Annotated in this window: 19 protein-coding genes; 13 read left to right on the top strand and 6 right to left on the bottom strand. The window is 63.4% G+C overall.

The window, feature by feature from the left end; all coding sequences use genetic code 11:
- Window positions 1-3 precede the first annotated feature (3 nt).
- From ACXAEK_RS21605 to ACXAEK_RS21595, 3 genes are read right to left on the bottom strand one after another with little or no spacing between them, the layout of a single operon-like run.
- Window positions 4-1,608, bottom strand: a complete 1,605-nt coding sequence (locus tag ACXAEK_RS21605; RefSeq protein WP_475045074.1) for a 5-guanidino-2-oxopentanoate decarboxylase — start codon at window positions 1,606-1,608, stop codon at window positions 4-6.
- Window positions 1,605-2,789 carry a pyridoxal phosphate-dependent aminotransferase gene (locus ACXAEK_RS21600; protein WP_475045072.1) on the bottom strand — a complete coding sequence of 395 codons (1,185 nt, stop codon included), beginning with the start codon at window positions 2,787-2,789 and terminating at the stop codon, window positions 1,605-1,607. Before ACXAEK_RS21600 ends, ACXAEK_RS21605 begins: the two co-directional genes overlap by 4 nt.
- Complete coding sequence (locus ACXAEK_RS21595) at window positions 2,789-3,430, bottom strand: TetR/AcrR family transcriptional regulator (protein ID WP_475045070.1); 642 nt, start codon at window positions 3,428-3,430, stop codon at window positions 2,789-2,791. Before ACXAEK_RS21595 ends, ACXAEK_RS21600 begins: the two co-directional genes overlap by 1 nt.
- Window positions 3,431-3,525: 95 nt before the next feature.
- Here ACXAEK_RS21595 and ACXAEK_RS21590 point away from each other — a divergent pair, with 95 nt between their 5' ends.
- The 10 genes from ACXAEK_RS21590 (at window position 3,526) to ACXAEK_RS21545 (ending at window position 14,839) form a co-directional block, all read left to right on the top strand.
- Window positions 3,526-4,323 (top strand): ABC transporter ATP-binding protein, encoded by a 798-nt coding sequence (locus tag ACXAEK_RS21590; RefSeq protein WP_475045068.1) that lies wholly within the window; start codon window positions 3,526-3,528, stop codon window positions 4,321-4,323.
- 40 nt (window positions 4,324-4,363) lie between these two features.
- Window positions 4,364-5,128, top strand: a complete 765-nt coding sequence (locus ACXAEK_RS21585; protein WP_475045066.1) for a transporter substrate-binding domain-containing protein — start codon at window positions 4,364-4,366, stop codon at window positions 5,126-5,128.
- A gap of 9 nt (window positions 5,129-5,137) precedes the next feature.
- The gene (locus tag ACXAEK_RS21580; RefSeq protein ID WP_475045064.1) at window positions 5,138-5,884 is read left to right on the top strand and encodes an ABC transporter permease; all 747 of its coding nucleotides are present in this window, start codon (window positions 5,138-5,140) and stop codon (window positions 5,882-5,884) included.
- Window positions 5,881-6,642 carry an ABC transporter permease gene (locus tag ACXAEK_RS21575; protein ID WP_475045062.1) on the top strand — a complete coding sequence of 254 codons (762 nt, stop codon included), beginning with the start codon at window positions 5,881-5,883 and terminating at the stop codon, window positions 6,640-6,642. The genes ACXAEK_RS21580 and ACXAEK_RS21575 overlap by 4 nt, the downstream gene beginning before the upstream one ends.
- A 138-nt stretch (window positions 6,643-6,780) precedes the next feature.
- On the top strand, window positions 6,781-7,245 hold the full coding sequence (locus ACXAEK_RS21570) for a hypothetical protein (protein WP_475045061.1): 465 nt from the start codon (window positions 6,781-6,783) through the stop codon (window positions 7,243-7,245).
- A complete protein-coding gene (nosZ, locus tag ACXAEK_RS21565; RefSeq protein ID WP_475045060.1) occupies window positions 7,236-11,345 on the top strand; it encodes a TAT-dependent nitrous-oxide reductase in 4,110 nt (1,369 codons plus the stop codon). Before ACXAEK_RS21570 ends, nosZ begins: the two co-directional genes overlap by 10 nt.
- A gap of 3 nt (window positions 11,346-11,348) precedes the next feature.
- Complete coding sequence (locus ACXAEK_RS21560) at window positions 11,349-12,617, top strand: nitrous oxide reductase family maturation protein NosD (protein ID WP_475045059.1); 1,269 nt, start codon at window positions 11,349-11,351, stop codon at window positions 12,615-12,617.
- The gene (locus tag ACXAEK_RS21555) at window positions 12,610-13,506 is read left to right on the top strand and encodes an ABC transporter ATP-binding protein (protein ID WP_475045057.1); all 897 of its coding nucleotides are present in this window, start codon (window positions 12,610-12,612) and stop codon (window positions 13,504-13,506) included. The genes ACXAEK_RS21560 and ACXAEK_RS21555 overlap by 8 nt, the downstream gene beginning before the upstream one ends.
- On the top strand, window positions 13,503-14,324 hold the full coding sequence (locus tag ACXAEK_RS21550) for an ABC transporter permease (protein WP_475045056.1): 822 nt from the start codon (window positions 13,503-13,505) through the stop codon (window positions 14,322-14,324). Before ACXAEK_RS21555 ends, ACXAEK_RS21550 begins: the two co-directional genes overlap by 4 nt.
- Entirely contained in the window at window positions 14,321-14,839 is a 519-nt protein-coding gene (locus ACXAEK_RS21545; RefSeq protein WP_475045054.1) for a nitrous oxide reductase accessory protein NosL, read from the top strand. Before ACXAEK_RS21550 ends, ACXAEK_RS21545 begins: the two co-directional genes overlap by 4 nt.
- Window positions 14,840-14,860: 21 nt before the next feature.
- Here ACXAEK_RS21545 and hisD read toward each other — a convergent pair whose 3' ends face one another.
- Together hisD and ACXAEK_RS21535 are read right to left on the bottom strand one after the other, a co-directional pair.
- The gene (hisD, locus tag ACXAEK_RS21540) at window positions 14,861-16,138 is read right to left on the bottom strand and encodes a histidinol dehydrogenase (RefSeq protein WP_475045053.1); all 1,278 of its coding nucleotides are present in this window, start codon (window positions 16,136-16,138) and stop codon (window positions 14,861-14,863) included.
- Window positions 16,139-16,287: 149 nt separating this feature from the next.
- The gene (locus ACXAEK_RS21535) at window positions 16,288-17,259 is read right to left on the bottom strand and encodes a LysR family transcriptional regulator (RefSeq protein WP_475045052.1); all 972 of its coding nucleotides are present in this window, start codon (window positions 17,257-17,259) and stop codon (window positions 16,288-16,290) included.
- Window positions 17,260-17,466: 207 nt separating this feature from the next.
- Between ACXAEK_RS21535 and ACXAEK_RS21530 the strand changes: the two genes are divergently transcribed.
- The 3 genes from ACXAEK_RS21530 (at window position 17,467) to ACXAEK_RS21520 (ending at window position 20,630) form a co-directional block, all read left to right on the top strand.
- Window positions 17,467-18,462: a taurine ABC transporter substrate-binding protein gene (locus ACXAEK_RS21530; protein ID WP_475045050.1), complete on the top strand. Its 996-nt coding sequence runs from the start codon at window positions 17,467-17,469 to the stop codon at window positions 18,460-18,462.
- Between the two features lie 99 nt (window positions 18,463-18,561).
- Entirely contained in the window at window positions 18,562-19,368 is an 807-nt protein-coding gene (locus ACXAEK_RS21525; RefSeq protein WP_475045048.1) for a taurine ABC transporter ATP-binding protein, read from the top strand.
- Window positions 19,365-20,630 (top strand): ABC transporter permease, encoded by a 1,266-nt coding sequence (locus ACXAEK_RS21520; protein ID WP_475045046.1) that lies wholly within the window; start codon window positions 19,365-19,367, stop codon window positions 20,628-20,630. Before ACXAEK_RS21525 ends, ACXAEK_RS21520 begins: the two co-directional genes overlap by 4 nt.
- Before the next feature lie 167 nt (window positions 20,631-20,797).
- Here ACXAEK_RS21520 and ACXAEK_RS21515 read toward each other — a convergent pair whose 3' ends face one another.
- Window positions 20,798-23,233 carry a GcvT family protein gene (locus tag ACXAEK_RS21515; protein WP_475045045.1) on the bottom strand — a complete coding sequence of 812 codons (2,436 nt, stop codon included), beginning with the start codon at window positions 23,231-23,233 and terminating at the stop codon, window positions 20,798-20,800.
- Window positions 23,234-23,332 lie beyond the last annotated feature (99 nt).

Below are 23,332 nucleotides of genomic sequence, written 5' to 3'. Positions count from 1 at the left end.
GGGTTACTCCTGCTCCGGCGCGGGGCCGGTGATTTCGATTTCCACGATGGACGGCGCATTGCGCGCTTGCGCTTCGATCAGTGCAGCGGCGATGGCCTGCGGGTCTTGGGGCACGCGGGTGAAGGGGATGCCGAAGGAGGCGGCGGTGGCGGCAAATTCCGGCGGGGTGGGGTCGCAGCCGACCACCTCGACGTCGACGGCCTCCATAGAGGAGGCGATCTCGCCATAGCCGCGGTTGTTCCACAGCACGAAGGTGATGGGCAGGTTTTCATCGACGGCGGCCATGACCTCAGGCAGCGAGAACTGGGCGCCGCCGTCGCCTGCGATGCAGATCACCGGGGTTTCGGGTGAAGCGATAGCGGCGCCGATGGCGGCGGGGATGCCATAGCCTAGTGCGCCGTAGCCGGTGGCGGCGTTGAACCAGCCGCCGGGGCGGTCGTGGTCGTAATAGAGGTTGCCGGCATAGATCGGCTGGGTGGAGTCGCCCACCATCAGCGCCTCCGGAACCGCTGCGCGCATGGCGTTCAGCACCTCGACCTGGGCGCGGTAATCCGGGCCGATTTCCTCAAAGGCCGCAGCGCGGGCTTGCTCGGCGCGGGCAGCACCCTCGCTTTGGTTCGACTTGCCGGGCAGGGCTGCGAGCAGGCCGGAGACCGCCTCGTCAGCGCGGCCCTGGATGGCGAGCGCGGTGTTGTGGCGGGCCAGCTGCCCGGGGCAGATGTCGACCCGGATCAGACCTTCCATCGCCGCCATGCTGCCGGTGGCATACATGTCGTAGTCGGTGGGGCCGAGTTCGGTTCCCAGTGCCAGAACGCAATCGGCGTCCTCGATCAGGGTGCGGACGGCTTGCAGACTGGGGCTGGCCGGGACGGTGAGCGCATGGCCGTGCATCAACCCGCGCGCATTGACGGTCTGCACCACCGGCGCGTCGAGGCGTTCGGCCAGGGCTTGCAGGTCTGCGCCCGCGGTTTTCGCGCCGCCGCCGGCCAGGATCACCACGTGTTTGGCTGTGGAGAGCCGGTCTGCGGCTTGCGCGATTTGGGCCGGGTCCAGCGCCGGTTTGGCGGTGTCTTCTGCGGTCAGGCCGCCGTTTGCTGCGGTGCCTGCCACGTCCAGCGGGATCTGGATGTGGGTGGGGCCGGGGCGGCCAGCGGAGAAGGGCGCAAAGGCGTGGTCGAGGGCGGTGCTCAGCTCCTCCGGCTGAGAGACATGCTCTGAGACCAGCGCTACGGTTTTGGCGAGCGCGTGCTGATCCGGCAGCTCATGCAGGTGTCCGTGGCCCTTGCCAAGCGTGCCGCTGGCGTTGACACCGGAGAGCACCAGCATCGGCACCGAATCCGCCCGCGCCTGGGCCATCGGGGTCAGCGTGTTGGTGAGGCCTGGGCCGGTGATCACGAAGGCAACGCCGGGTTTGCCGGAGGCCCGGGCATAGCCGTCGGCCATGAAGCCCGCGCCCTGCTCGTGGCGGGGGGTGACATGGCGGATGCCGGAGGCGGCGAGGCCGCGGTAAAGCTCTACCGTGTGAACGCCGGGAATGCCGAAGACGCAGGAGACACCGCGTTCCTTGAGACCGGCGACCAGCGCCTCACCAACTGTTTGCTTGGTCATGCAACGCTCCGTTTCGTGCGGTTTGCGTGGGCCACAATGCGGTCGAGTGCAGTGGCGAATTTGCTGTCGTCGATGGTGAGTGCGACCCGCACCCAGTCGCGCAGGCTGCCGCCAAAGGCGGAGCCGGGCATGACGGAGACGCCATGCTCCAGCAAGTCCCAGGCGTAAGCGTCGCCGTCCATGCCGGTGGCGGCGACATTCACGAGGGCAAACATGCCGGCGTCGGGGCGGTGCACGGTCAGTCCGGTTTCGCTGTGCAGCCGCTGTTCCAGCAGGGCGGCGCGGGCGGAGAAGCGGGCGGCCATGCCGGCCGCAACCGAGGAGCCCTCGCGCACCGCTTTTTCGGTCATGTCGGCGATGAAGGGCTGGTTGCCGAACAGCATGGTTTCCGAGACCGGCAGCAGCGCAGTGCAGAATTCCTCGGGCCCCACGCACCAGCCGCTGCGGAAACCGGGGGCGGCGTGGGACTTGGAGATCGAGGAGACCGCGATCACCCGGTCCGCCAGGGCCGGGTCGGAGAGCGGCGAGACAAATTCGGCGCCTTCGAACACTAGGTGCTCATAGACCTCATCCGAGATGATCCAGAGATCGTGCTGAATTGCCAGCTTACCGATTTCCCGCAGGTCCTGCGCCGTCAGGATGGCGCCGGTGGGGTTGTGCGGGGTGGTGAGCAGGATGGCGCGGCTGCGCGGTGTGATGCGTTCGGCTATGTCGGCGGCCTGCATGCGGAAACCGGCCTCGGGGCGCAGCGGCACCGGTGCAGGCTCCGCCCCGGCGGCGCGGATCACGCCCTCGTAGGTGGCATACATCGGGTCGCCCACCAGCACCTCGGTGCCTGCCTCGGCCACGCCCTGCATGACAGCGTAAAGCGCGGTCTGGGTGCCGGGGAAGCAGAGGATATTTTCCGGGGTGAAAGCCCGGCTGCGGCTGGCGGTGTAGGACTTGGCCAGGGCGGCGCACAGCCCGGCTTCGCCGCGGCCGTTGGAATAGCAGGTGCGGCCCGATTGCAGGGCCTGCGCGGCTGCGTCAAGCAGCTCTTGCGGGGCGGGCACGTCGGGCTCGCCGATGGTCATCTCGACCAGGTCGGCGCCACTTTCGGCCAGTTCGCGCGCCTTCAAGTGCACTTCCCATTTGCCGCCGCCCAATCCGGTCAGGCGTTCGGTGATTGCTGTCAGCCTCATCAGGTTTCAGCCTCCTGCGTTAGATCCAATTCAACGATGGCGGCAACGGATTGCCGTCCGATTTCAACCAGTTCGCCGGGCGCAAAAGCGTCCGGCAGGGCGCCGCCTTCCAGCCACAGCCCGTCGATCACCGCGTTGCAGGCAATCGCCAGCTGCCGCAGGCGGGCAGGGGGGGCAGGGCGGCCGGCTTCCTCCAGCGCGGCCTTGATCAGGCCCTCAAGCTGGTCGCGGAAATAGGCGTAGGTGCGTTCGTGCGTCGCCTTCATCTGCGCGTCGTTCTGCACCTTGTTCAGAAAGCTGGCCCAGAGCGCCAGCGAGCGCGGGTCGACCACCGGCGGCGTCAGCGAGCCGTCGACAAACGCGCGCAGCCGCCCCCGGGCGGTGCCCTCTGCCGCGCCGGGGGCAAAGGTGTCGTCCGTCATCTGGTTCATGTGGTGCTCGTAGGCGGCGGTGATCAGCTCTTCCTTGGAGCTGAAGTAGTGGCGGATCAGACCCTGGGTCACATCGGCGCGTTCGGCGATTCCCCGCACCGTGGCACCGCGCACGCCTTTCTCGGCCACCAGTTCGAGCGTGGCGAGAATCAGCGCTTCCTGCCGGGATTCGGCCAACTCGCGTTTGAATTTTTTGCGCTCCTCGCTCACCTTAGCTCCCTTTTTGCCGGGTGGAGAAATTATACACTTGCATAATTACTGGGATCGCGGCTTACTGCAATCGGAAAATTCGAGGTGACGCAACAATGGACACAGCCGCAGCCGCCGCATCAGTTCAGGAGCCGGAAGCGCGCCGGGAGGCGATCCGGGTGGAGGGACTGCACAAGTCCTTTGGCAATCTGGAGGTGCTGAAAGGCGTGGACCTGACCGCACATCAGGGCGATGTGGTTGCGATCATCGGCGGCTCGGGGTCGGGCAAGTCGACCATGCTGCGCTGCATCAACTTTCTGGAGACGCCGAGCTCAGGGAAAATCGTGATCGGCGGCGAGGAAGTTGCGATGCGGGGCGACGGCAGCCCGGCCAATCAGAAGCAGATCGAACGTATCCGCACCAAGCTGGCGATGGTGTTTCAGCAGTTTAACCTGTGGACCCACCGGACGCTGCTGGAAAACGTGATCGAGGTGCCGGTCCATGTGCTGAAGGTGCCAAAGGCTGAAGCCGTCGAGCGCGCCCGCGAATTGCTGGAGCGGGTCGGGCTGGGCGGCAAGGAGGATACCTTTCCGGCCTATCTCTCGGGCGGGCAGCAGCAGCGGGCAGCGATTGCGCGCGCCTTGGCGGTGGATCCCTCGGCGATGCTGTTTGACGAGCCGACCTCAGCGCTGGACCCGGAGCTGGTGGGCGAGGTGCTGACGGTGATCCGCGATCTTGCCGCCGAGGGGCGCACCATGCTGCTGGTCACCCATGAAATGAAGTTCGCGCGCGAGGTCGCGAACCATGTTGTCTACCTTTACCAGGGCCGCATCGAAGAGCAGGGACCGCCTGCCGAGGTCTTTGGCAATCCGCAATCAGAACGGCTGAAGCAATTCCTGAGCTCAGTTGCCTGACACAAGAAGAGCCCAATAAAATCAACAGGGAGAGAACCTCATGAAACTGAAAACATTGCTTGCTGCGGCAACCGCAGCTGCCGCCCTGACTGCTGGCGCCGCTGCCGCTGAACAGGTCAAGATCGGCATCGCGGCCGAGCCTTACCCGCCGTTTTCCTCGCTCGACAGCTCGGGCAACTGGGCCGGCTGGGAGATCGAAGTGATCAATGCGGTCTGCGCCGCGGCTGAGCTGGACTGCGTGATCACGCCGGTGGCCTGGGACGGCATCATTCCGTCGCTGACCGGCCAGCAGATCGACGCCATCATGGCCTCCATGTCGATCACGGAAGAGCGGCTGAAAACCATCGACTTCTCTGATGCCTATTACAACACCCCGGCGGTGATCGTTGCGGACAAGTCGATGGATATCGAGCCGACGCCGGACTCGCTGGCGGGCAAGATCCTTGGCATTCAGGCCTCGACCACCCACCAGGCCTATGCGCAGGCGCATTTCACCGGGGCTGAACTGAAGGTCTATCAAACCCAGGACGAGGCCAACCAGGATCTGTTTGCGGGCCGCATTGACGCCACCCAGGCGGACAGCATCGCGATGGCGGATTTCGTCGGCTCGGACACCGGCAGTTGCTGCGAGATCAAGGGCGCGGTGGCCGATGATCCGGCAATCCTGGGCCGCGGTGTCGGGGCGGGCGTGCGCAAGGGTGACGACGCGCTGCGCGAGGCGCTGAACAAGGGTATCGCTGCGATTCTGGCGGATGGCACCCATGAGAAGATCACCGCCAAATACTTCACCACCAGCATCTACTAAGGTGCTGCCGTGACCGGACTGCTTGAGTTACTGGGCCTCGGCGCCAGCGCGGAGCTGCTGTCGCTGTCGGGCTGGGGAGGCAACCTGCTGCGTGGGCTTGCCAACTCGCTGCAAATCGCCTTTGGCGCCTTTGGGCTGGGGCTGGTGATCGGGCTGTTCGGGGCCTATGGCAAACTGTATGGCGGGAAGGTCACGCGTGATCTTCTCGCCATCTACACCACGGTGATCCGGGCGGTGCCTGAGCTGGTGCTGATCCTGATCCTCTATTACGTGGGCAGCGATATCATCAACAAGATCTCTGCCGCGATGGGCGGCGGCCGGGTTGAGATCAACGGCGTTGCGGCCGGCATCTGGGTTCTGGGCGTGGTGCAGGGGGCCTATGCCACCGAAGTGCTGCGCGGCGCCATCAAGGCAGTGCCTGTGGGGCAGATCGAGGCGGCAAAATCATACGGCATGCCCGCCTTCATGATCATGCGGCGGGTGACGATCCCGGCGATGATGAGCTTTGCGGTGCCGGGGCTGGCGAACCTGTGGCTGATCGCCACCAAGGACACGGCACTGCTGGCGGTGGTCGGCTTTAATGAGCTGACGCTGGAAACCCGGCAGGCGGCAAGCAGCACGCGGGCTTACTTCACCTTCTTCCTGGCTGCGGGGTTTCTGTACCTGATGGTGACCCTGTGTTCCGGCGCGGTCTTTGCCCGGGTTGAGAAATGGGCACGCCGCGGCCAGCCTTCGCTGAAGGGGGGCACGGCATGATCCCCGTGAAAGAGCTGATGCAGCCGCACCGCATCGTGATGATGCTGGTCTTTGCTGGCATCGTGATCTGGTGCGCCGTTTCGCTGCGCTGGGACTGGATCCCGAAATATGCACCCTTGGCGCTGGAGGGGCTGTGGGCCACGGTGTGGATCCTGGCGGTTTCGACCTTTCTGGGGTTTCTGCTGGCGGTGCCGCTGGGATTGGCGCAGGCGGTGGGGCCCTGGTATCTGTCGATCCCTGCGCGCACTTTCTGCACCATCATCCGCGGCACGCCGCTGCTGCTGCAGATCTGGCTTTTGTATTATGGGCTGGGGTCGCTGTTTCCGCAGTTTCCATGGATCCGCTCGTCGGAGCTGTGGCCGTATCTGCGGCAGGCCTGGCCCTATGCTGTGCTGGCGCTGACGCTGTCTTATGCGGGCTATGAAGGCGAAGTGATGCGGGGCGCGTTTTCCGGCGTCGCCAAGGGGCAGCTGGAGGCCGCGAAGTCCTTTGGCATGCCGCGTTTCACCATGTTCCGCCGGATCTGGCTGCCGCAGGCGGTGCGCAACGTGCTGCCCACCTTGGGTGGCGAAACCATCCTACAGCTGAAGGCGACGCCGCTGGTGGCGACGATCACGGTGGTGGAGATCTATGCGGTTTCCTCGCGCGTCCGGGCGGATACGTTTATTGTCTATGAACCGCTGCTGCTGCTGGCGCTGGTCTACATGGCAATTGCGGGCGTGATTGCACTGGCTTTCCGGCGGTTTGAGAAAGGCTGATGCGGCAGGGAATTAGCCCATTCTGACCGCGGTTTGAGACCGGCTGAAAAAATCAAGTTAATCTGACATACATCAAATTGCGGCTCTGCTGTTCCCAGTAGTGTCAGCGGCAAATGCAGCAAGAGAATCTTGTAACAGATGCCGCGCACTCCTTTCATATCCACTGCTTGCCGCGCCGGGCTGTTCCGGCGGCTGGCGGGGATCTGTGCGGTCTTCATGCTGGTGCTGCAGGTGGCCTTCCCTGGAGCGGGGCAGGCCGCAGCCGGCGGCGAATGGATTGAGATCTGCGGCGAGTTCGGCGTGCAGCAGATCCAGGTCGCTGCCGAGGACAGCGAAGACAGGCAGGATTGCCCCAAATGCAGCACTTGCGCCCTTTGCGCGGCTGAGACCGGGGCCGCTGCGGCATTCCTTCAAACATCAGGGATCAGCCGGGCGGCGGATTGCGCCGTGCTGCTGCCTGCGGGCACCGCGGTGCAGCCGAACCCGGCACAATACTGGCATGAGGGCCGCGGGCCTCCGCTAGTGAAAGAGATAGAATCCGAACGCGCCCTGCGCGCGTCCGTGGCAGCCACTCAAGAAAAAGGAGAGGCGCCATGGTCCTGACACGCGCCTTCCGGGGCTGGTTGACAGCCCTTGTGATGACAATTGCCGCCCTTTTTGCAGCGGCGGCTGAGGCAGACAGCCTCGACTCCTTCCTGACAGAATTGACACCTGCCGACCTGGTGCCCGGCGCCGAGGGTTTTGGCCCGGTGCGCAGCGATGTGCCGGTGGCACCTGTGCTGAAGGGCGGCGAGACCGTCGCCTATGCTTTCCTGACCTCCGATTTTGTCGGCACCACCGGCTACAGCGGCAAGCCGATCCATGTGGTGGCGGCGATTGACACCGATGCGGTGCTGACCGGTGTGAAGCTGGTGAAGCACTCTGAGCCGATTGTGCTGATCGGCATCCCGAACTCGAAAATGGTCAAGCTGACCGAAGGTTATGCCGGGCTGGATCTGAAGGCCGAGGCGGCGGCGGGCGGCGATGCGCATGACCTGGACATCATCTCGGGCGCGACGGTCACCATCATGGTGATCGACGACAGCCTGGTGCGCGCCGGGATCAAGGTGGCCCGCGCGCTGGGTTTGGGCGGTCTGTCGCCGGTGCAGCCGGACGGGCCGAAGCGTGAAGTCGATATGGCCCGTGGGGAGGTGTCGGACTGGACTACGCTGGCAGGGGACGGTTCTGTGCGGCGGATGACGCTGGACGTGGGCCAGATCAATGCGGCCTTTGAGGCGACCGGCGACGAACGCGCGATCAAGCGGCCCGAGGCGGGCGAGCCCGGGGATACTTTCATCGACATGCATGTGGCGTTGGTCTCGGTGCCGTCAATCGGCAAGTCGCTGCTGGGCGAGGCCGAGTACAAGAACCTGCAGAGCTGGCTGAAAGAGGGTGAGCAGGCCATTCTGGTGCTGGGGCGCGGCAGCTACAGCTTCAAGGGCTCTGGCTATGTGCGCGGCGGCATCTTCGACCGGATCCAGCTGATCCAAGGCGATGCCTCAGTGCGGTTCTTTGATAAGCAGCACAAGCGGCTGGGCGCGCTGGCCACGGACGATAGCCCAAGTTTCACCGAGCTGGACCTGTTCAAGATCCCGGCCGATGCGGAGTTCGACCCTGCTGAGCCGTTCCGGCTGCAGCTGCTGGTACAGCGGGCGGTGGGTGCGCTGGAGCGGTCGTTCCTGACCTTTGACCTCGGCTACAAACTGCCAGAGCAGTATCTGCTGCCCGCCGCGCCTGCGCCCAAAGTGGTGGAGGATGCCACGGATGAAGCCGCCGCCAAGGCGGCGCTGTGGCAGCGGATCTGGAAGGACCGCACCGTCGAGATCGGTGTCTTGGGCGTGATGCTCTTGGTGCTGACGGGGGTGTTCTTCTTCCAGTTCCAGGCGACCGTGAATGCGCGCACTTTCTACTGGTTCCGCATCGGCTATCTGACCGTCACGCTGGTGTTCCTGGGCTGGTACGCCAATGCGCAGCTGAGCGTGGTGAACCTGATGGCGCTGGCGGGATCGTTGCGCAGCGGGTTTTCCTGGGATGCTTTCCTGCTGGACCCGCTGGTGTTTATCCAGTGGTTTGCGGTTGCTGCAGCACTGCTGTTCTGGGGCCGCGGCGCCTATTGCGGCTGGCTGTGCCCGTTCGGTGCGCTGCAGGAGCTGACCAACAAGATTGCCCGCGCTCTGAAAGTGCCGCAGATCACCCTGCCGTGGGGCCTGCATGAGCGGCTTTGGCCTGCGAAATACATGATCTTCCTTGGGCTGTTCGGCATCTCGATGGTGTCGATCCCGCTGGCCGAGACATATGCAGAGGTGGAGCCGTTCAAGACCGCGATCATCCTGAAGTTCGTGCGCGACTGGCCGTTTGTAGTCTTTGCGCTGGTGCTGCTGGGACTGGGTCTGTTTATCGAGCGTTTCTACTGCCGCTACCTGTGCCCGCTGGGCGCGGCGCTGGCGATCCCGGCGCGGGTGCGCATGTTCGATTGGCTGAAGCGCTACCACGAATGCGGACACCCCTGTCAGACCTGTTCAAACGAGTGCCCCGTTCAAGCCATTCACCCGACCGGTGAGATCAACCCGAACGAATGTGTGAACTGCCTGCATTGCCAGGTTCTGTACCAATCCGAAACGAAATGCCCGGTTGTGATCAAACAGCTGAAACGCCGGGCCAAAACCGGTGCACCCGGACCGGACGTTGCTCTGGGCCTGCTGCTCGGCCAATCACCCCAACGCGAACAGGACAAAAGTTTCCTGAAGGAGGACATCATGTCTGAAGACCTGAAAAACAAACTGCCCGTCACCCGCCGCGGCCTTCTGGGGGCCACTGCCTCCGGTGCTGTTCTGGCGGCCACCGGTGCCGGCTCCGCGCTGATGGGCGCCAAGCCTGCACAGGCGGCAGGCGTCAACCTGGAGCCGGGCGAACTGGATGAATACTATGGCTTCTGGTCCTCGGGCCAGACCGGCGAGCTGCGCATTCTGGGCGTTCCGTCCATGCGCGAACTGATGCGGATCCCGGTTTTCAACCGCTGCTCTGCCACCGGCTGGGGCCAGACCAACGAGTTTAAGAAGATCCTGACCGAGGGCCTGCTGCCTGAGACCAAGGAATTCCTGGCTGCCAACGGCAAGGAAACCTATGACAACGGCGACCTGCACCACCCGCATATGTCGTTCACTGATGGCACCTATGACGGCCGCTACATCTTCATGAACGACAAGGCCAACACCCGCGTTGCCCGGGTGCGCTGCGATGTGATGAAATGCGACAAGATCATCGAGATCCCCAACGCCAAGGACATCCACGGGTTGCGCCCGCAGAAGTTCCCGCGCACCGGCTATGTCTTTGCCAACGGCGAGCACGAGGCGCCGCTGATCAACGACGGCCAGATCCTGGATGACCCGTCGCAATACGTGAACATCTTCTCCGCCATCGACGGCGACACCATGGAAGTTGCCTGGCAGGTGATCGTCTCGGGCAACCTGGACAACACCGACTGCGATTACCAGGGCAAATACGCCTACTCGACCTCCTACAACTCGGAAATGGGGATGACCCTGGCCGAGATGACCGAGAACGAGCTGGACCACGTGGTTGTCTTCAACATTGCGGCGATCGAAGCCGCCATCGAGGCGGGCGACTATCAGGAGCTGAACGGCGCCAAGGTTGTTGACGGGCGCAAAGGCGCGCCGGGCAAACTGACGCGTTACATCCCGATCCCGAACTCACCGCACGGCATCAACACCGCACCGGACAAGAAGCACGTTTGCGTCAACGGCAAGCTGTCGCCGACTGTTTCGGTGATCGACGTCGAGAAGCTGGACGCGCTGTTTGACGGCGATGCCGACCCGCGCTCGGCCATCGTGGCGGAACCGCAGCTGGGCCTTGGCCCGCTTCACACTGCCTTTGACAACCGCGGCTATGCCTACACCACTCTGTTCCTGGACAGCCAGGTGGTGAAATGGGATATCGCCAAGGCGATCGAGGCCTATGCGGGCGCCGATGTGGACCCGATTATGGACAAGGTTGATGTGCAGTACCAGCCGGGCCACAACTCCACCTCCATGGGCGAGACCGCCGAGGCGGACGGCAAATGGCTGATTTCCATGAACAAGTTCTCCAAGGACCGGTTCCTGAACGTCGGTCCGCTGAAGCCCGAGAACGAGCAGCTGATCGACATCTCCGGCGACAAGATGAAGGTGGTGCACGACGGACCGACCTTTGCCGAGCCGCATGACTCGATCATCGTGCACCGCTCCAAGGTGAACCCGGCCAACATCTGGGACCGCAACGACCCAATGTGGGAAGACGCGCGCAAGCAGGCAGAGGCGGATGGCGTTGATCTGGACGACTATCAGGACACCATCGTGCGCGACGGCGACAAGGTGCGGGTCTATATGTCCAGCCAGGCGCCAAACTTCAGCCTGGAGAAGTTCACCGTCAAGCAGGGGGATGAGGTCACCGTCTATGTCACCAACCTGGATGATATCGACGACCTGACCCACGGCTTCTGCCTGTCGAACTTCGGCATCGCAATGGAAGTGGGGCCGATGGCCACTGCCTCGGTTACCTTTGTGGCTGAGCGTCCCGGCGTGCATTGGTACTACTGCCAGTGGTTCTGCCACGCGCTGCACATGGAGATGCGTGGCCGGATGCTGGTTGAGCCGCGGAGCGCGTAAGCCATGAAACGGCTCCTGCCTATATCCTTGGTTGCGGCTTTGACCTGTCTGGCACCCGCCTGGGCGGCCACTTGGGACGTGCCCAACCGGGCAGGGGCCATCGCTGAAACACTGGCGCTGGCGGCGGATGGCGACACCCTCCGCCTCGCCCCCGGCGAATACGCCGAAACCCTGGTGCTGGACCGGCCTGTCATTCTGGACGGGCAGGGCAAGGCCACATTGGACGGGCAGGGCAAGGGATCGGTGATCACCGTGACCGGGCCGGGCGTGACCGTTCAGAATCTAACCGTTGTCGGCTCCGGCTCCTCGCATCAGGAGATCGACAGCGGCATCAAACTTACCAAGACCGCTAAGGCGCCGCAGATTCTGAACAATGTGCTGCTAGGCAACCTTTACGGCGTGGATATTCACGGCGCCCGGGACAGCCTGGTGCAGGGCAACCGGATCGAGGGGCGTCTCGACCGGCACATGAATGCCCGCGGCAACGGGGTCTATGTCTGGAACGCGCCGGGCGCTGTGGTGGACGGCAACGAGATCCGATTTGGCCGCGACGGGATCTTTGTGAACAGTTCCAAGAAGAATGCCTTCACCAACAACGTGTTTCGCGATCTGCGGTTTGCCGTGCATTACATGTATGCCGACAATTCCGAGGTCTCGGGCAATGTCTCGATCGGCAATCACTTGGGCTATGCGGTGATGTTCTCCAAACGGGTCAAGGTGACCGGGAATGTCTCGCTGAATGACCGCGACCACGGGGTGATGCTGAACTACGCCAACCAGGGCGAGGTGCGCGGCAACTATGTGAAGGGGGCCAAGGACAAATGCACCTTCCTTTATAACGCCCACAAGAATGACTTCTCCGGCAACTGGTTCGAGGGTTGCGGGATCGGCATCCACTTCACCGCCGGCAGTGACGGCAACCGGATGGTTGGGAACGCCTTTGTCGGCAACCGGCACCAAGTGAAATTCGTCTCCACCAAATGGGTGGAATGGAGCGAGGAGGGCCGGGGCAACTACTGGTCCGACTTCGCAGGTTTTGATGTGGACGGAGACGGCATCGCCGATGCGCCTTACCGTCCGAACGACAGCATGGACCATGTGCTGTGGACGCAGCCGGCGGCGAAACTCTTGATGGGTTCGCCTGCGGTGCAGCTGGTGCGCTGGTCGCAATCGGCGTTCCCGGCGCTGCTGCCCGGCGGGGTGATCGACAGCCACCCGCTGATGCGGCCAGAGCGGCCCGGGGCCGCCAGAAAGGTTGAACAGGATGGATAACTCTCCGCTGCAGATCCGCGCGCTGGACAAGTTTCGCGGCAAGACGCAGGTGCTGCATGGCATCGATCTGGACATCGCGCCGGGTGAGCGGCTGGCGCTTTTGGGACATAATGGCGCGGGCAAATCGACGATGATCAAGGCGGTGCTGGGCCTGATCCGGCATGAGGGCGGCAGCATCCGCATCTGCGGTTCCGCTCCCGGCAGTGCCGCGGCACGGGCGGCCACGGCCTTTCTGCCAGAGGCGGTCAGTTTCCACCCGGCGCTGACCGGGCATGAACAGCTGGCGCTGTTTGCCCGCCTTGCCGGTGAACGCGCTGACATCGAGGGCCTGCTGGAACGGGTTGGCCTGGGCGAGGCCATGCATCGCCGCATCGGCGCCTATTCCAAGGGGATGCGGCAGCGGCTGGGCTTGGCGCAGGTGCTGCTGGGCCGCCCCAAGCTGGCGCTGCTGGATGAACCCACCAGCGGGCTGGACCCGATCTCGCGCCAGGACCTCTATGCCATTATCAATGAACTGGCAGAGCAGGGCGCGGCGGTGCTGATCGCCTCCCACGCGCTGACCGAGGTGGAGGCGCGCACTGACCGTATCGCCATTCTGCGCAAGGGCGCAAAGGTGGCGGATGACACTCTGGCGGGCCTGTCGGCCCAGGCCGGGCTGCCGGTGAAGCTGCGGGTGCAGGCCAGCGGCGCGCACGCCGACCGGATTGCGGTGGAGACTGGCGGGCGGCGGATCAACGGTGCCTCGGTCGAGATCCTGTGTTCACCGCAGGACAAGATGGCCGAGCTGCGCAAAATCGCCGCCATGGGCGATGCGGTGGCCGATATCGACATGGTGCCGCCGAGGCTGGAAGACCTGTATCGCCATTACTCCGGGGAGGACCGCAAATGAGACGTGCCTTTGCCATTGCCCGTGCCGAGATGCTGATCCTGCGCCGCAACCGCTGGCTGTTCATGGCCACGCTGATCATGCTCGCCTTTGCGCTGGCCTTGTCCTTTGCTGGATCGGCGCCGACGGGAACGTTGGGGGTGGACATGCTGACCGTCTCGGTGGCCTCAATGACCACCCTGTCGGTCTACCTGGCGCCGCTCTTGGCGCTGATGATGGGGTTCGATGCGGTGGCAGGCGACCGCGACCGGGGCAGCCTTGCCCTGTTACTGGCCTATCCGGCGGGACGGGCTGAGATCCTGCTGGGCAAGCTGATGGCCCATCTGGCTGCCCTGGCGGTTGCCATGTGCATCGGCTTTGGCGCAGCGGGGGCCATTGCTGCCTGGTTCGGCGGCGCCGGCGCTGAGAGCCTGGTGGCATTGGGGCGGCTGGTGCTGACCTCGATCCTGTTGGGGGCCGTTTTCCTGGTGTTGGGCTATGCCTTGTCAGCGCTCAGCAGCGGTGCAACAGCCGCGGCGGGCCTGTCTGCGGGCGTGTGGCTGGTATTTGTGGTGCTCTATGACCTGGGTCTGCTGGGTGCGGTGGTGATGGACAGCGGCGGGGTCTTTACTCAGAAGATCTTCCCCTGGGTGATGGTCGCCAACCCGGCGGACGCGTTCCGGCTGTGGAACGTGGCGGCCTCGGAAAGCGTGGCCCTGTCCAGCGGCATGGCGGGTGCGGCCAGCGCCTTGCCCGGCTGGGCGGCACCGCTGTCGCTCTCGCTGTGGCCCGCGCTGGGCTTTGCTCTGGCTTGCGCTGCGTTCCGGAGGGTAGAGCCATGAAACGCCTGTTCCTTGCCGCCGCATTGGTTCTGGCCGCGTGCCGGGAAGAAGAAGCCAAAGCGCCGCCCGCGCCCGTGGAGCTGACCGAGGCTGCGCTGAGCTATTTCTGCCAGATGAATGTGGCCGAACATGGCGGACCGAAGGGGCAGATCCATCTGGACGGTTTCCCTGCACCGCTGTTCTTTGCCCAGGTGCGCGATCTGGCGGCCTATGTGAAAAGTCCCGAACGGGATGCGGAGATCACCGCGATCTATGTGAGCGACATGGGCGCGGCGGCGAACTGGGAGCATCCCGGCACCAATAACTGGATTGATGCCAATGGCGCGCATTTTGTGGTCGGCTCCAACGCCGCAGGCGGCATGGGCGCGCCTGAGGTGGTGCCGTTTGCTTCGCCAGAGGCGGCGGCACGGTTTACGCAGCGCTATGGTGGCACTGTCGCCGGGTTTGACAGCATACCTGACGACGCCGTGCTGGGGCCGGTTGATCTGGACCAGCAGCTGGAGACGCCGTCCTGAGGGCAGTGTTTCGGTAAGGTCTTAGGCGGTCTCGGGCATCAGCCGCAGTTCGGCGGCGATGGCGTGGCCCTCCATGCCTTCCATCCGGCTGATGCGGGCGGTGCGCTGGGCGAGCTCATGCGAGGCCGCGGCATTGCAGCGCTGCCAGGTCACGGTCTTGGTGAACTTGTGTACCGATAGCCCGCCGGTATAGCGCGCCGCACCGCTGGTCGGCAGCACGTGGTTGGGGCCGGAAGTCTTGTCGCCGAAGGACACCGTGGTCTCCTTGCCCAGGAACAGCGAGCCATAGGCGGAGAGGCGGTCCAGCCACCAGTCAAGGTTCTCAGCCTGTACCTGCAGATGCTCGGGCGCGTAGCGGTCGGCGACCTGAGCGGCCTCTTCACGGCTGCCGCATAGGACCACCTCGGCCCGTTCGTGCCAGGCGCGGTGGGCGGCGGAGAGGTTGGGTTCGGGCAGCTTGTCGATCAAGCCCTGTACACGGGCCATCACGCCCTTGGCCAGGCTCTCGCTGGTGGTGATCAGCCAGACCGGGCTGTCGGCACCGTGTTCCGCCTGGCTGACCAGGTCCCAGGCGACGGTTTCCACTTCGGCGGTGTGGTCGGCAATCACCAGCGAGTCCGTCGGTCCGGCAAACATGTCGATGCCGACTTCGCCGAACAGCATCCGTTTGGCCTCTGCCACATAGGAATTGCCGGGGCCAACCAGGATGTCGGCGGGCTGGGCGCCGAACAGGCCCTGGGCCATGGCAGCGATGCCCTGCACTCCGCCGAGGTTCAGGATCAGGTCGGCGCCGCACAGGTCCATCGCATAGATGATGGCGTCGGGAATGCCGCTGCCCGGGCGCGGGGGGGATACTGCCGTGATGTGCGGCACGCCAGCCACCTTGGCGGTGGTGATCGTCATCAGTGCACTGGCGATATGGCTGTAGCGCCCGCCTGGCACATAGCAGCCGGCGCTGGAAACCGGGATCTGTTTCTGGCCTGCGATCAGGCCGGGGATCACCTCGACCTCGCATTCGCCCATAGTGGCCTTTTGCGCCTCGGCAAAGCGGCGGATATTGGCGTGGGCGAATTGGATGTCGTCCTTGGTTTGCTGCGAAACCCGGTTGCAGGCCGCGCGGCGCTGGGCGTCAGTCACCACGATGGGCCCGGTCCAGCCATCCAGTTTTTCCGCATAGTGGCGCACCGCGTCTTCACCCTCGCGCCGGATGTTGGCCAGCATGACAGCAACTGTGTCGCGGATATCGCGGCTTTCGGTGTTGGGGCGTGCTTGGGCTTGCTTTAGATGGGTGATTGCCATGGGCTTATGTTCCTCGAAAAACCGCCGGTTGCGCAGAAAGACACAGGATGCGGAGTGCGCCTAAGACAGCGTCCGGCGGGCCGGGCGGTCAAGCGGCGGCGCATTGGTTTCGAGAAACACGAATGTTTGTTTCGAATTGCAGCCTGATCCTATGCCTCTTGCGCGGGCAAAGTTCTGAACTCTTCGGCCAGCCAGGGAAAACGGATGCTGATCGGATCTGTGAAGTGGTGGCGCAGGGACTTTTGCAGCGCCTCGTGGATCAGCTGCGAGGTGGCGGCCGGGTAGACGTTGGTGGTGAACAGCGACACCGTGCGGGCAAAGCTTTTGCCGGGAAACCGCACCACTTTGACCTTGTCATGAAACCGCGCTGCACGATGGTAGCTGGCGGCGGTGGTGACCGTCCAGCCGCTGCCCTCCGAGACCAGGCCGATGATTGACTGGTTGCATTCCAGCTCGAACCGGTTGGGCAGCGCGATCTTGAGACGGGTCAGCTGAGTTTCGATTTGCTTGCCGATGGTGTGGTCACGGGAGTAGCGCAGGAACGGGAGCGGCGCGTCAGCTTTGGTCAGGTCCTCGACGCTGCCGGCATAGGCTGCCGGGACCACCAGGATGAATGGGTCGCGCATCAGCGGATATTCTATCAGGTCGGGCAGCAATCCGGACGGGCGGGTCGCGACGCCTGCATCCAGCTTTTGCTCCTGCAGCTTTTCGATGATTTCGTGGCTGGGGCGGGTGTAGTGGCGGAAGCTGCAGCGGGGCAGGGCGGTGGACAGGAACTGGAACAACTCGGGGCCGACTTCATTGTCGAAGTCATCCAGCAGCGCCATCCGCAGGTCGGTGGCATGCTGCCAGCTGCCGGAGCGGATTTCCGCCTCGCCACGTTTTAGGGTCATTAGCCCATCATAGACATAGCGCGCAAAAACCACGCCTGCTGGGGTCAGCCCCATCGGGCGGCGGGTGTGGTCCACCAGTTCCACCCCAAGCGCGCTTTCCAGGCTGCGCAGGTGGTTGGATACGGTGCTGATCGACAGGCCGGTTTCCGCAGCCGCCTTTTGGATCGATCCCGACTTGGAAATCAGCTGGAACACCTCCAGCCAGCGCAGGCTCAGTGTCTTGTGCATATGCCGTCCTCCCTTGCAGTCTGCATATGCTGTCCTTTGATTAGCGCAAAATGTTCCGTAAAAATCGAAACTAAGTTTTACTTTAGCCGCAAGGGTAATTTTGTTCTACAGTGAAATTGCTTCCCGGATATGGTTTGCCGTGCAAAAATCCAAGCCTCAAGACCTGCAGTGAACGGGTCCGGCGTGTCAACTGGGAGGACTAACAATATGATCAAAAAGTATCTGCTTTCAACAGCCTGTGCAGCTGCGGCCGCGGTTTCGGCCACTTCTGCCTCGGCGCTGGACGAAATCACAGTTGCCTATTTCCTGGAGTGGCCGATGCCGTTCCAGTTCGCCAAGGCCAATGGCACCTATGAAGAAGAGATGGGCGTCAAGATCAACTGGGTCTCCTTTGACACCGGCACCGCAATGTCGGCGGCGATGGCATCAGGCGACGTGCAGATTGCCGTGAGCCAGGGCGTTCCGCCGTTTGTGGTGGCCACCTCGGCAGGGCAGGACATCCAGACCGTGGATGTGGCCGTCAGCTATTCCGACAACGACAACTGCGTGGTGGCCGAAGCGCTGGAAATCGACAAATCCAACGCGGGCGAGCTGAACGGCAAGAAGGTGGGAGTGCCGATCGGCACTGCCGCGCATTACGGTTTCCTGTCGCAAATGGCGCACTTCGGTGTGGATATCGGCTCGATGGAAATCGTCGACATGGCGCCCGCGGACGGCGCGGCGGCCTTTGCCCAAGGCAACCTGGACATGGTCTGCGGCTGGGGCGGTGCGCTGCGGCGGATGCTGGAACACGGCAACGTTCTGCTGACTGGTGCCGAGAAGGAAGAGCTGGGCATTCTGGTGTTTGACGTGACCAGCGCGCCGGCGGGCTTTATCGCCGAAGAAGGCGCACTTCTGAGCAAGTTCCTGAAGGTGACCGCAGATGCCAATGCGATGTGGAACGCGGGCGGCAGCAAGGATGAGATGCTGCCGGTGATCGCCAAGGATGCAGGTATGGACCTGGCGGATGCCGAGGCCACCATTGCGACCTTTAGCTTTCCCTCGGCTGAGGATCAGCTGTCCGGCAAATGGCTGGGCGGCGGCGCGCAGAGCTTCATGAAGGGCGTTGCCGATGTGTTCGTGAACGCGGGCAGCATTGAGGCTGCGCTGGAATCCTATGACGGCGCCGTCGACAGCGGGCCGCTGGAGGCCGCGGTAAACTGAACCGGGGCACACCGGTCAAGTCGGACGGCCCGGATCCCGGGCCGTCCGCGTCTGCGGTTTAAGGGCGGTGTTTGCCGACCCTAACAGGAAGGGGAAGAGATGTCGGGACTGGATATCAAGAGTGTCTCCATGCGTTTTGATCTGCCCAATGGCAGCTCGGTTCAGGCGCTGAAAGACGTTTCATTGAATTTGCAGGCGGGGGAACTGCTGTCGGTATTGGGTCCGTCAGGCTGCGGCAAGACCACGCTGCTGAATATTCTGGCGGGCTTTCTGGCCCCCACCGAAGGTGCGGTAGAGCTGAACGGCCATGTGGTAACAGGCCCCGATGCCGAACGCGGCATGGTGTTCCAGAAAGGCGCCTTGTTCGAGTGGATGAACGTGCGCGACAACGTGGAATTCGGCCCCCGGATGAAGGGCATGGCCAGGGCCGAGCGGGAGAAGATCTCGGACCACCTATTGGAAATCGTCGGCCTGCAGGACTTCAAGGAAAAAGCGGTTTATGAACTGTCGGGCGGTATGCAGCAGCGGGTGGCGCTGGCCCGCTGCCTGGCCAATGAGCCGGATGTGATCCTGATGGATGAACCGCTGGGCGCGCTGGACGCGCTGACGCGGGAGAAGATGCAAGGTTTGGTGCTGAAGCTCTGGAAAGAGACCGGCAAGACCATCATCCTGATCACCCACTCGGTGGAGGAGGCGCTGCTGCTGGGGGAGCGCCTGATCGTGATGGCGCCGCGTCCTGGGCGTATCCACCGCGAATACCAGCTGCCGTTTGCCGAGCGCGGCGTGAATGCCGACCTGCGCGACGTGAAGAAATCCGAAGGCTTTGCCGAGACGCGGGATGAGATCCTCTCAATGATCTGGGAGATGGAAGAGGAGATCATGGGCCGGACGGAGCAGGTTGCATGACAGTCCTTCTTTTCTATGTTGCGCTGTTTGCCGGCGCCTTCTTTTTGGTCCACCTGATCCGCCGCGGCATGCAGTCCCGGCAGGATTTCACCAGCCTGAAGACGGTGACTTTCGGCGATGAAAGCGCTGTGACGCCGGACCGGGCGGCCTCGATTATTTCGGTTTTGGTGATCTTTATCATCTGGGGAGCCTTCACCGGCTCAAAACTGATCCCGATCCATGTGCCGGGGCCGTTTACCGGTGAAACCACCTTTACCTACACGCTGGAAAACGCCGAAGGCGCGACGGACGATGCCGAGGTGACTGTGCGGGTCTTTGGCTTTGGCGAAGATGTCGAGAAGTTCGAAGTCGAAGCCGGGGGCGGCTTTGCCAGCAATGACGCGCTGGCGGCGCAGGCCGGGCGCTCGACCACGCTGCTGTTCGACAAGAACGACGAGGCCAAGCGCAAGGCGGGCGCCAGGATTGTTGCCATCAACGGCGAGGCGATTGGTGCGGATGGCGCGGTGGATACCGGCGACGGCACCGTGACGTTGACCGGCAAGGGGGCGATCAGCTTTACCCCGCATCAGGGGATGCAGATGAATCCGATCTGGCTGCCGGCACCGGAAACCGTAGTTTCCCGGTTCTTTGAAATCGCCTCGGACGGCTATCAGAACTTCTCGCTGTGGCAGCATCTGGGCTGGTCGCTGACACGGGTGATCGCGGGGTTTGTAACTGGGGCGATCGTGGGCATTCCGCTAGGCTATGCCATGGGTCTAAGCGGCTGGTTCCGCGGCTGGTTCGATCCGATTGTCGAGTTCATGCGGCCGGTGCCGCCCTTGGCACTGATCCCGCTGGTGATCATCTGGTTCGGCATCTGGGAGACCGGCAAGATCGTTCTCTTGTTCCTCGCCGCTCTCTGGATCATGACAATTGCGGCGCGGGCCGGGGTTTCCGGGGTAAATATCTCCAAGATCCACGCGGCCTATTCGCTGGGCGCCTCCAAGTGGCAGATCATGCGGCATGTGATCGTGCCGAACTCGCTGCCGGAAATCTTTACTGGCGCGCGGGTGGCGATGGGTGTCTGCTGGGGCACGGTTGTGGCCGCCGAACTGGTGGCTGCGCAAAAAGGGGCTGGCATGATGATCATCGCTGCGTCGAAGTTCCAGCTGACCGATATCGTGATCATGGGCATCGTGCTGATCGGCATCATCGGCTATGGCATCGATATCCTTATGCGCAAGGCCGAGAACTGGCTGGTGCCGTGGAAAGGCCGCAGCTGATTTCTGCCGCTGTTACGCAAACGAAAACGCCCGGAACTTCCTGGGCGTTTTCTTAATAAGCGGTGTCCGTTCTAGCTGCTAAGGGCCGCAAAGACCCGCGGGGTGGCGCATCGCGCCGCCCCATGGGGGCGGGTCGGCGCGGCCCGGCCTCTCGGCCGGGCAGAATGTTATCCACGGATCCGTGTGAATTCCGGGTCATAAGGGGAAGGTGCGATGACTGTTGCGCCAACCAGATCGCCGCAGAGGTCGAGCTGCATGGTGCTGCCCTCTGACGCCAGCTCTGGCTCGACAAAGGCATAGGCCAGGTTCATCCCCACCCGGTGGCCCCAGTCGCCGGAGGTCACGGTGCCTACAACCCTATCCTCCTGCATCAACGAGGCGCCGCCGTGGGCCGGGGCGTGGGTGGTACCGATCTGCAACGTGACCAGCTTTTTGCAGGCGCCTTCGGTCTGACGTCTCTCCAGGGCGTCACGGCCGATGAAATCGCATTTGTCCAATTTGACAAACCGGTCCAGCCCGGTCTCGAAAGGATCGAACTCGGTGATCAGATCGGCTTTCCAATGCAGAAAGCCTTTCTCCATCCGCATCGATTCCAGCGCGCGGGCGCCGAAGAGTTTCAGCTCGTGTTTCTCACCCGCTTTCCGCAGTGCCAGATAGGCAGCGTAAAGCGAGGCGTTGGGGACGTGGACTTCATAGGCCAGCTCGCCCGAGAAACTGACGCCCATCACCGTGGCCGGGGCAAAGCCGATGAAGCATTCGCGCACCGACAGCCAAGGGAAGGCCTCAACCGACCAGTCACCCCGGGCGCAGGCTGAGAGTACGTCCCTTGCCCGGGGGCCGGCCAGGACCAGGATGGTCTGGTCATTGGTGAGGGAGCGGATCTGCACGTCCTCGCCCCCGCGGATGTGCTGGGTAAGCCAGTCCATGTCATGGAATTCGCTGGCAGCGGCAGAGCCGTACCAAACGCGTTCGGGCCCGCGGTCCGAGGCGGGGAGGTTGGCGACGGTGGCCTCGCCCTTGATCATGCCTTGGTGGTTCAGGAGGTACCCCAGCCCGGCACGGCCCGCGCGTTTGGTGACGGCGCCGCAGAACATGCGGTCGAGGAAGCTGTGGCGATCTGCACCGGTGATCTCGAACCGGTTGAAACCGTTGACCTCGGCGAGGCCGACGTTCTCCTGCACATTCTTCACTTCCGCGGCGACCACATCGAAGGCTTCGTCGAAATTGAAGCTGAGCGAAGGATGGAAGTCCGGCGAAGGCTTGATGTACTCCACCCGCTCCCAGCCGTTCACCACGGTGAATTCGGCGCCCTCGGCGGCCATGACTGGGGTGAGCGGTGTGGTCTTCGCCGGGCGGCCTGCGGGGCGGTGCTCATGCGGGAAGTGGAAGCGAAATTCGTTCTGGTAGTCTTCGATCGCTTTGAGGGCAGTCAGTTCAAAGTTGGCATGGCCGGAGAAGCGGCGCGGGTCCAGACACCAGGTGTCATAGCAGGCTTCGCCGTGCACGATCATCTGCGCCAGCAGCCAGCCGTGGCCGCCGCCTTCGCCAAGGCCCGCACGCAGACCGATGGCGCAGAAGGCGTTGCGTTTGCCCGGGATCGGGCCGATCAGCGGCGCACCGTCGATGGTATATGTGATCGGACCGTTGACGATGGAACGGATGCCGGTTTCGCGCAACGCAGGCATCCGCTCGAACGCGCCCTCCAGCACGTCCATCACCCGCTCCAGGTCGTCGGGGCAGAGAGCGTTGACGAAGTTCGGATCGATGCCGTCCATGCCCCAGGTTTTGCAGTCCTGCTCGTAGAAACCGATCAGCAATCCGTTCTTTTCCTGGCGGCAGTAGTAGTCCGAGATCGGGCAGCGGATCAGCGGCATCCGGTGGCCTGCTTCGACAATGCCGGGGATGTCCCCGGTCAGGAAATACTGGTGCTCCATCGAGGCGACGGGGTGGTGGACGCCCATCATCGCGCCGACCTCGTTCACCCGGTAGCCGCAAGCATTCACTATGATGTCACAGTCGATGTCGCCGTGCTCGGTATGCACGGTCCAGGTGTTGTCCTTGTGCTGAGTGAGGGCGGTCACCGGCGTGTTGCGGTAGACCTCGGCACCAGCCTTGCGGGCGTGATAGGCCAGCGCCTGGCACAGCTGCGCCGGGTCTATGTCGCCGTCCAGCGGGTCCCATAGCCCGCCAATCAGGTTGTCGGTGGAAATCAGCGGGTGGCGGCGGGCGCATTCTTCGGCGTCGATCACTTCGAAATGCACGTCCATGCCGCGCGCCATCGAGGCGAAATGGCGGTAGCCCTGCATCTGCGCCTCGGTATTGGCCATACGGATGCCGCCGTCGCCGTGGTGGTAGTTGATCGGGTATTCCGGATCTTCGGCCAGTTTCTTGTACAGGTTGATCGAGTGGGTCTTCAGCCCGACCATGGTCTGATTCATGCCGAAGTTGGTCACCTGCGCCGCCGAATGCCAGGTGGTGCCGCTGGTCAGTTCGTTGCGTTCGACCAGAACGACATCGCTCCAGCCTTCCTGGGTGAGGTGGTAGAGGGTGGAGCAGCCGGCGATGCCGCCGCCGATCACAACAACCTTGGTGCGCGATTTCATGAATGGCCTCCGCTGAACACTGCCCGGAGTAAGCGCGCAGCTGTGGTGCAGGGCAATCCTGCCCGGCTTTGATCAGAAAAAATCGGAATTTTAGTCCAG

The organism is Leisingera sp. ABM4_101 (assembly GCF_056158725.1).
The sequence above is the reverse complement of the archived record's forward strand: the minus strand, read 5'-3'. Positions and strand labels throughout refer to the sequence as shown.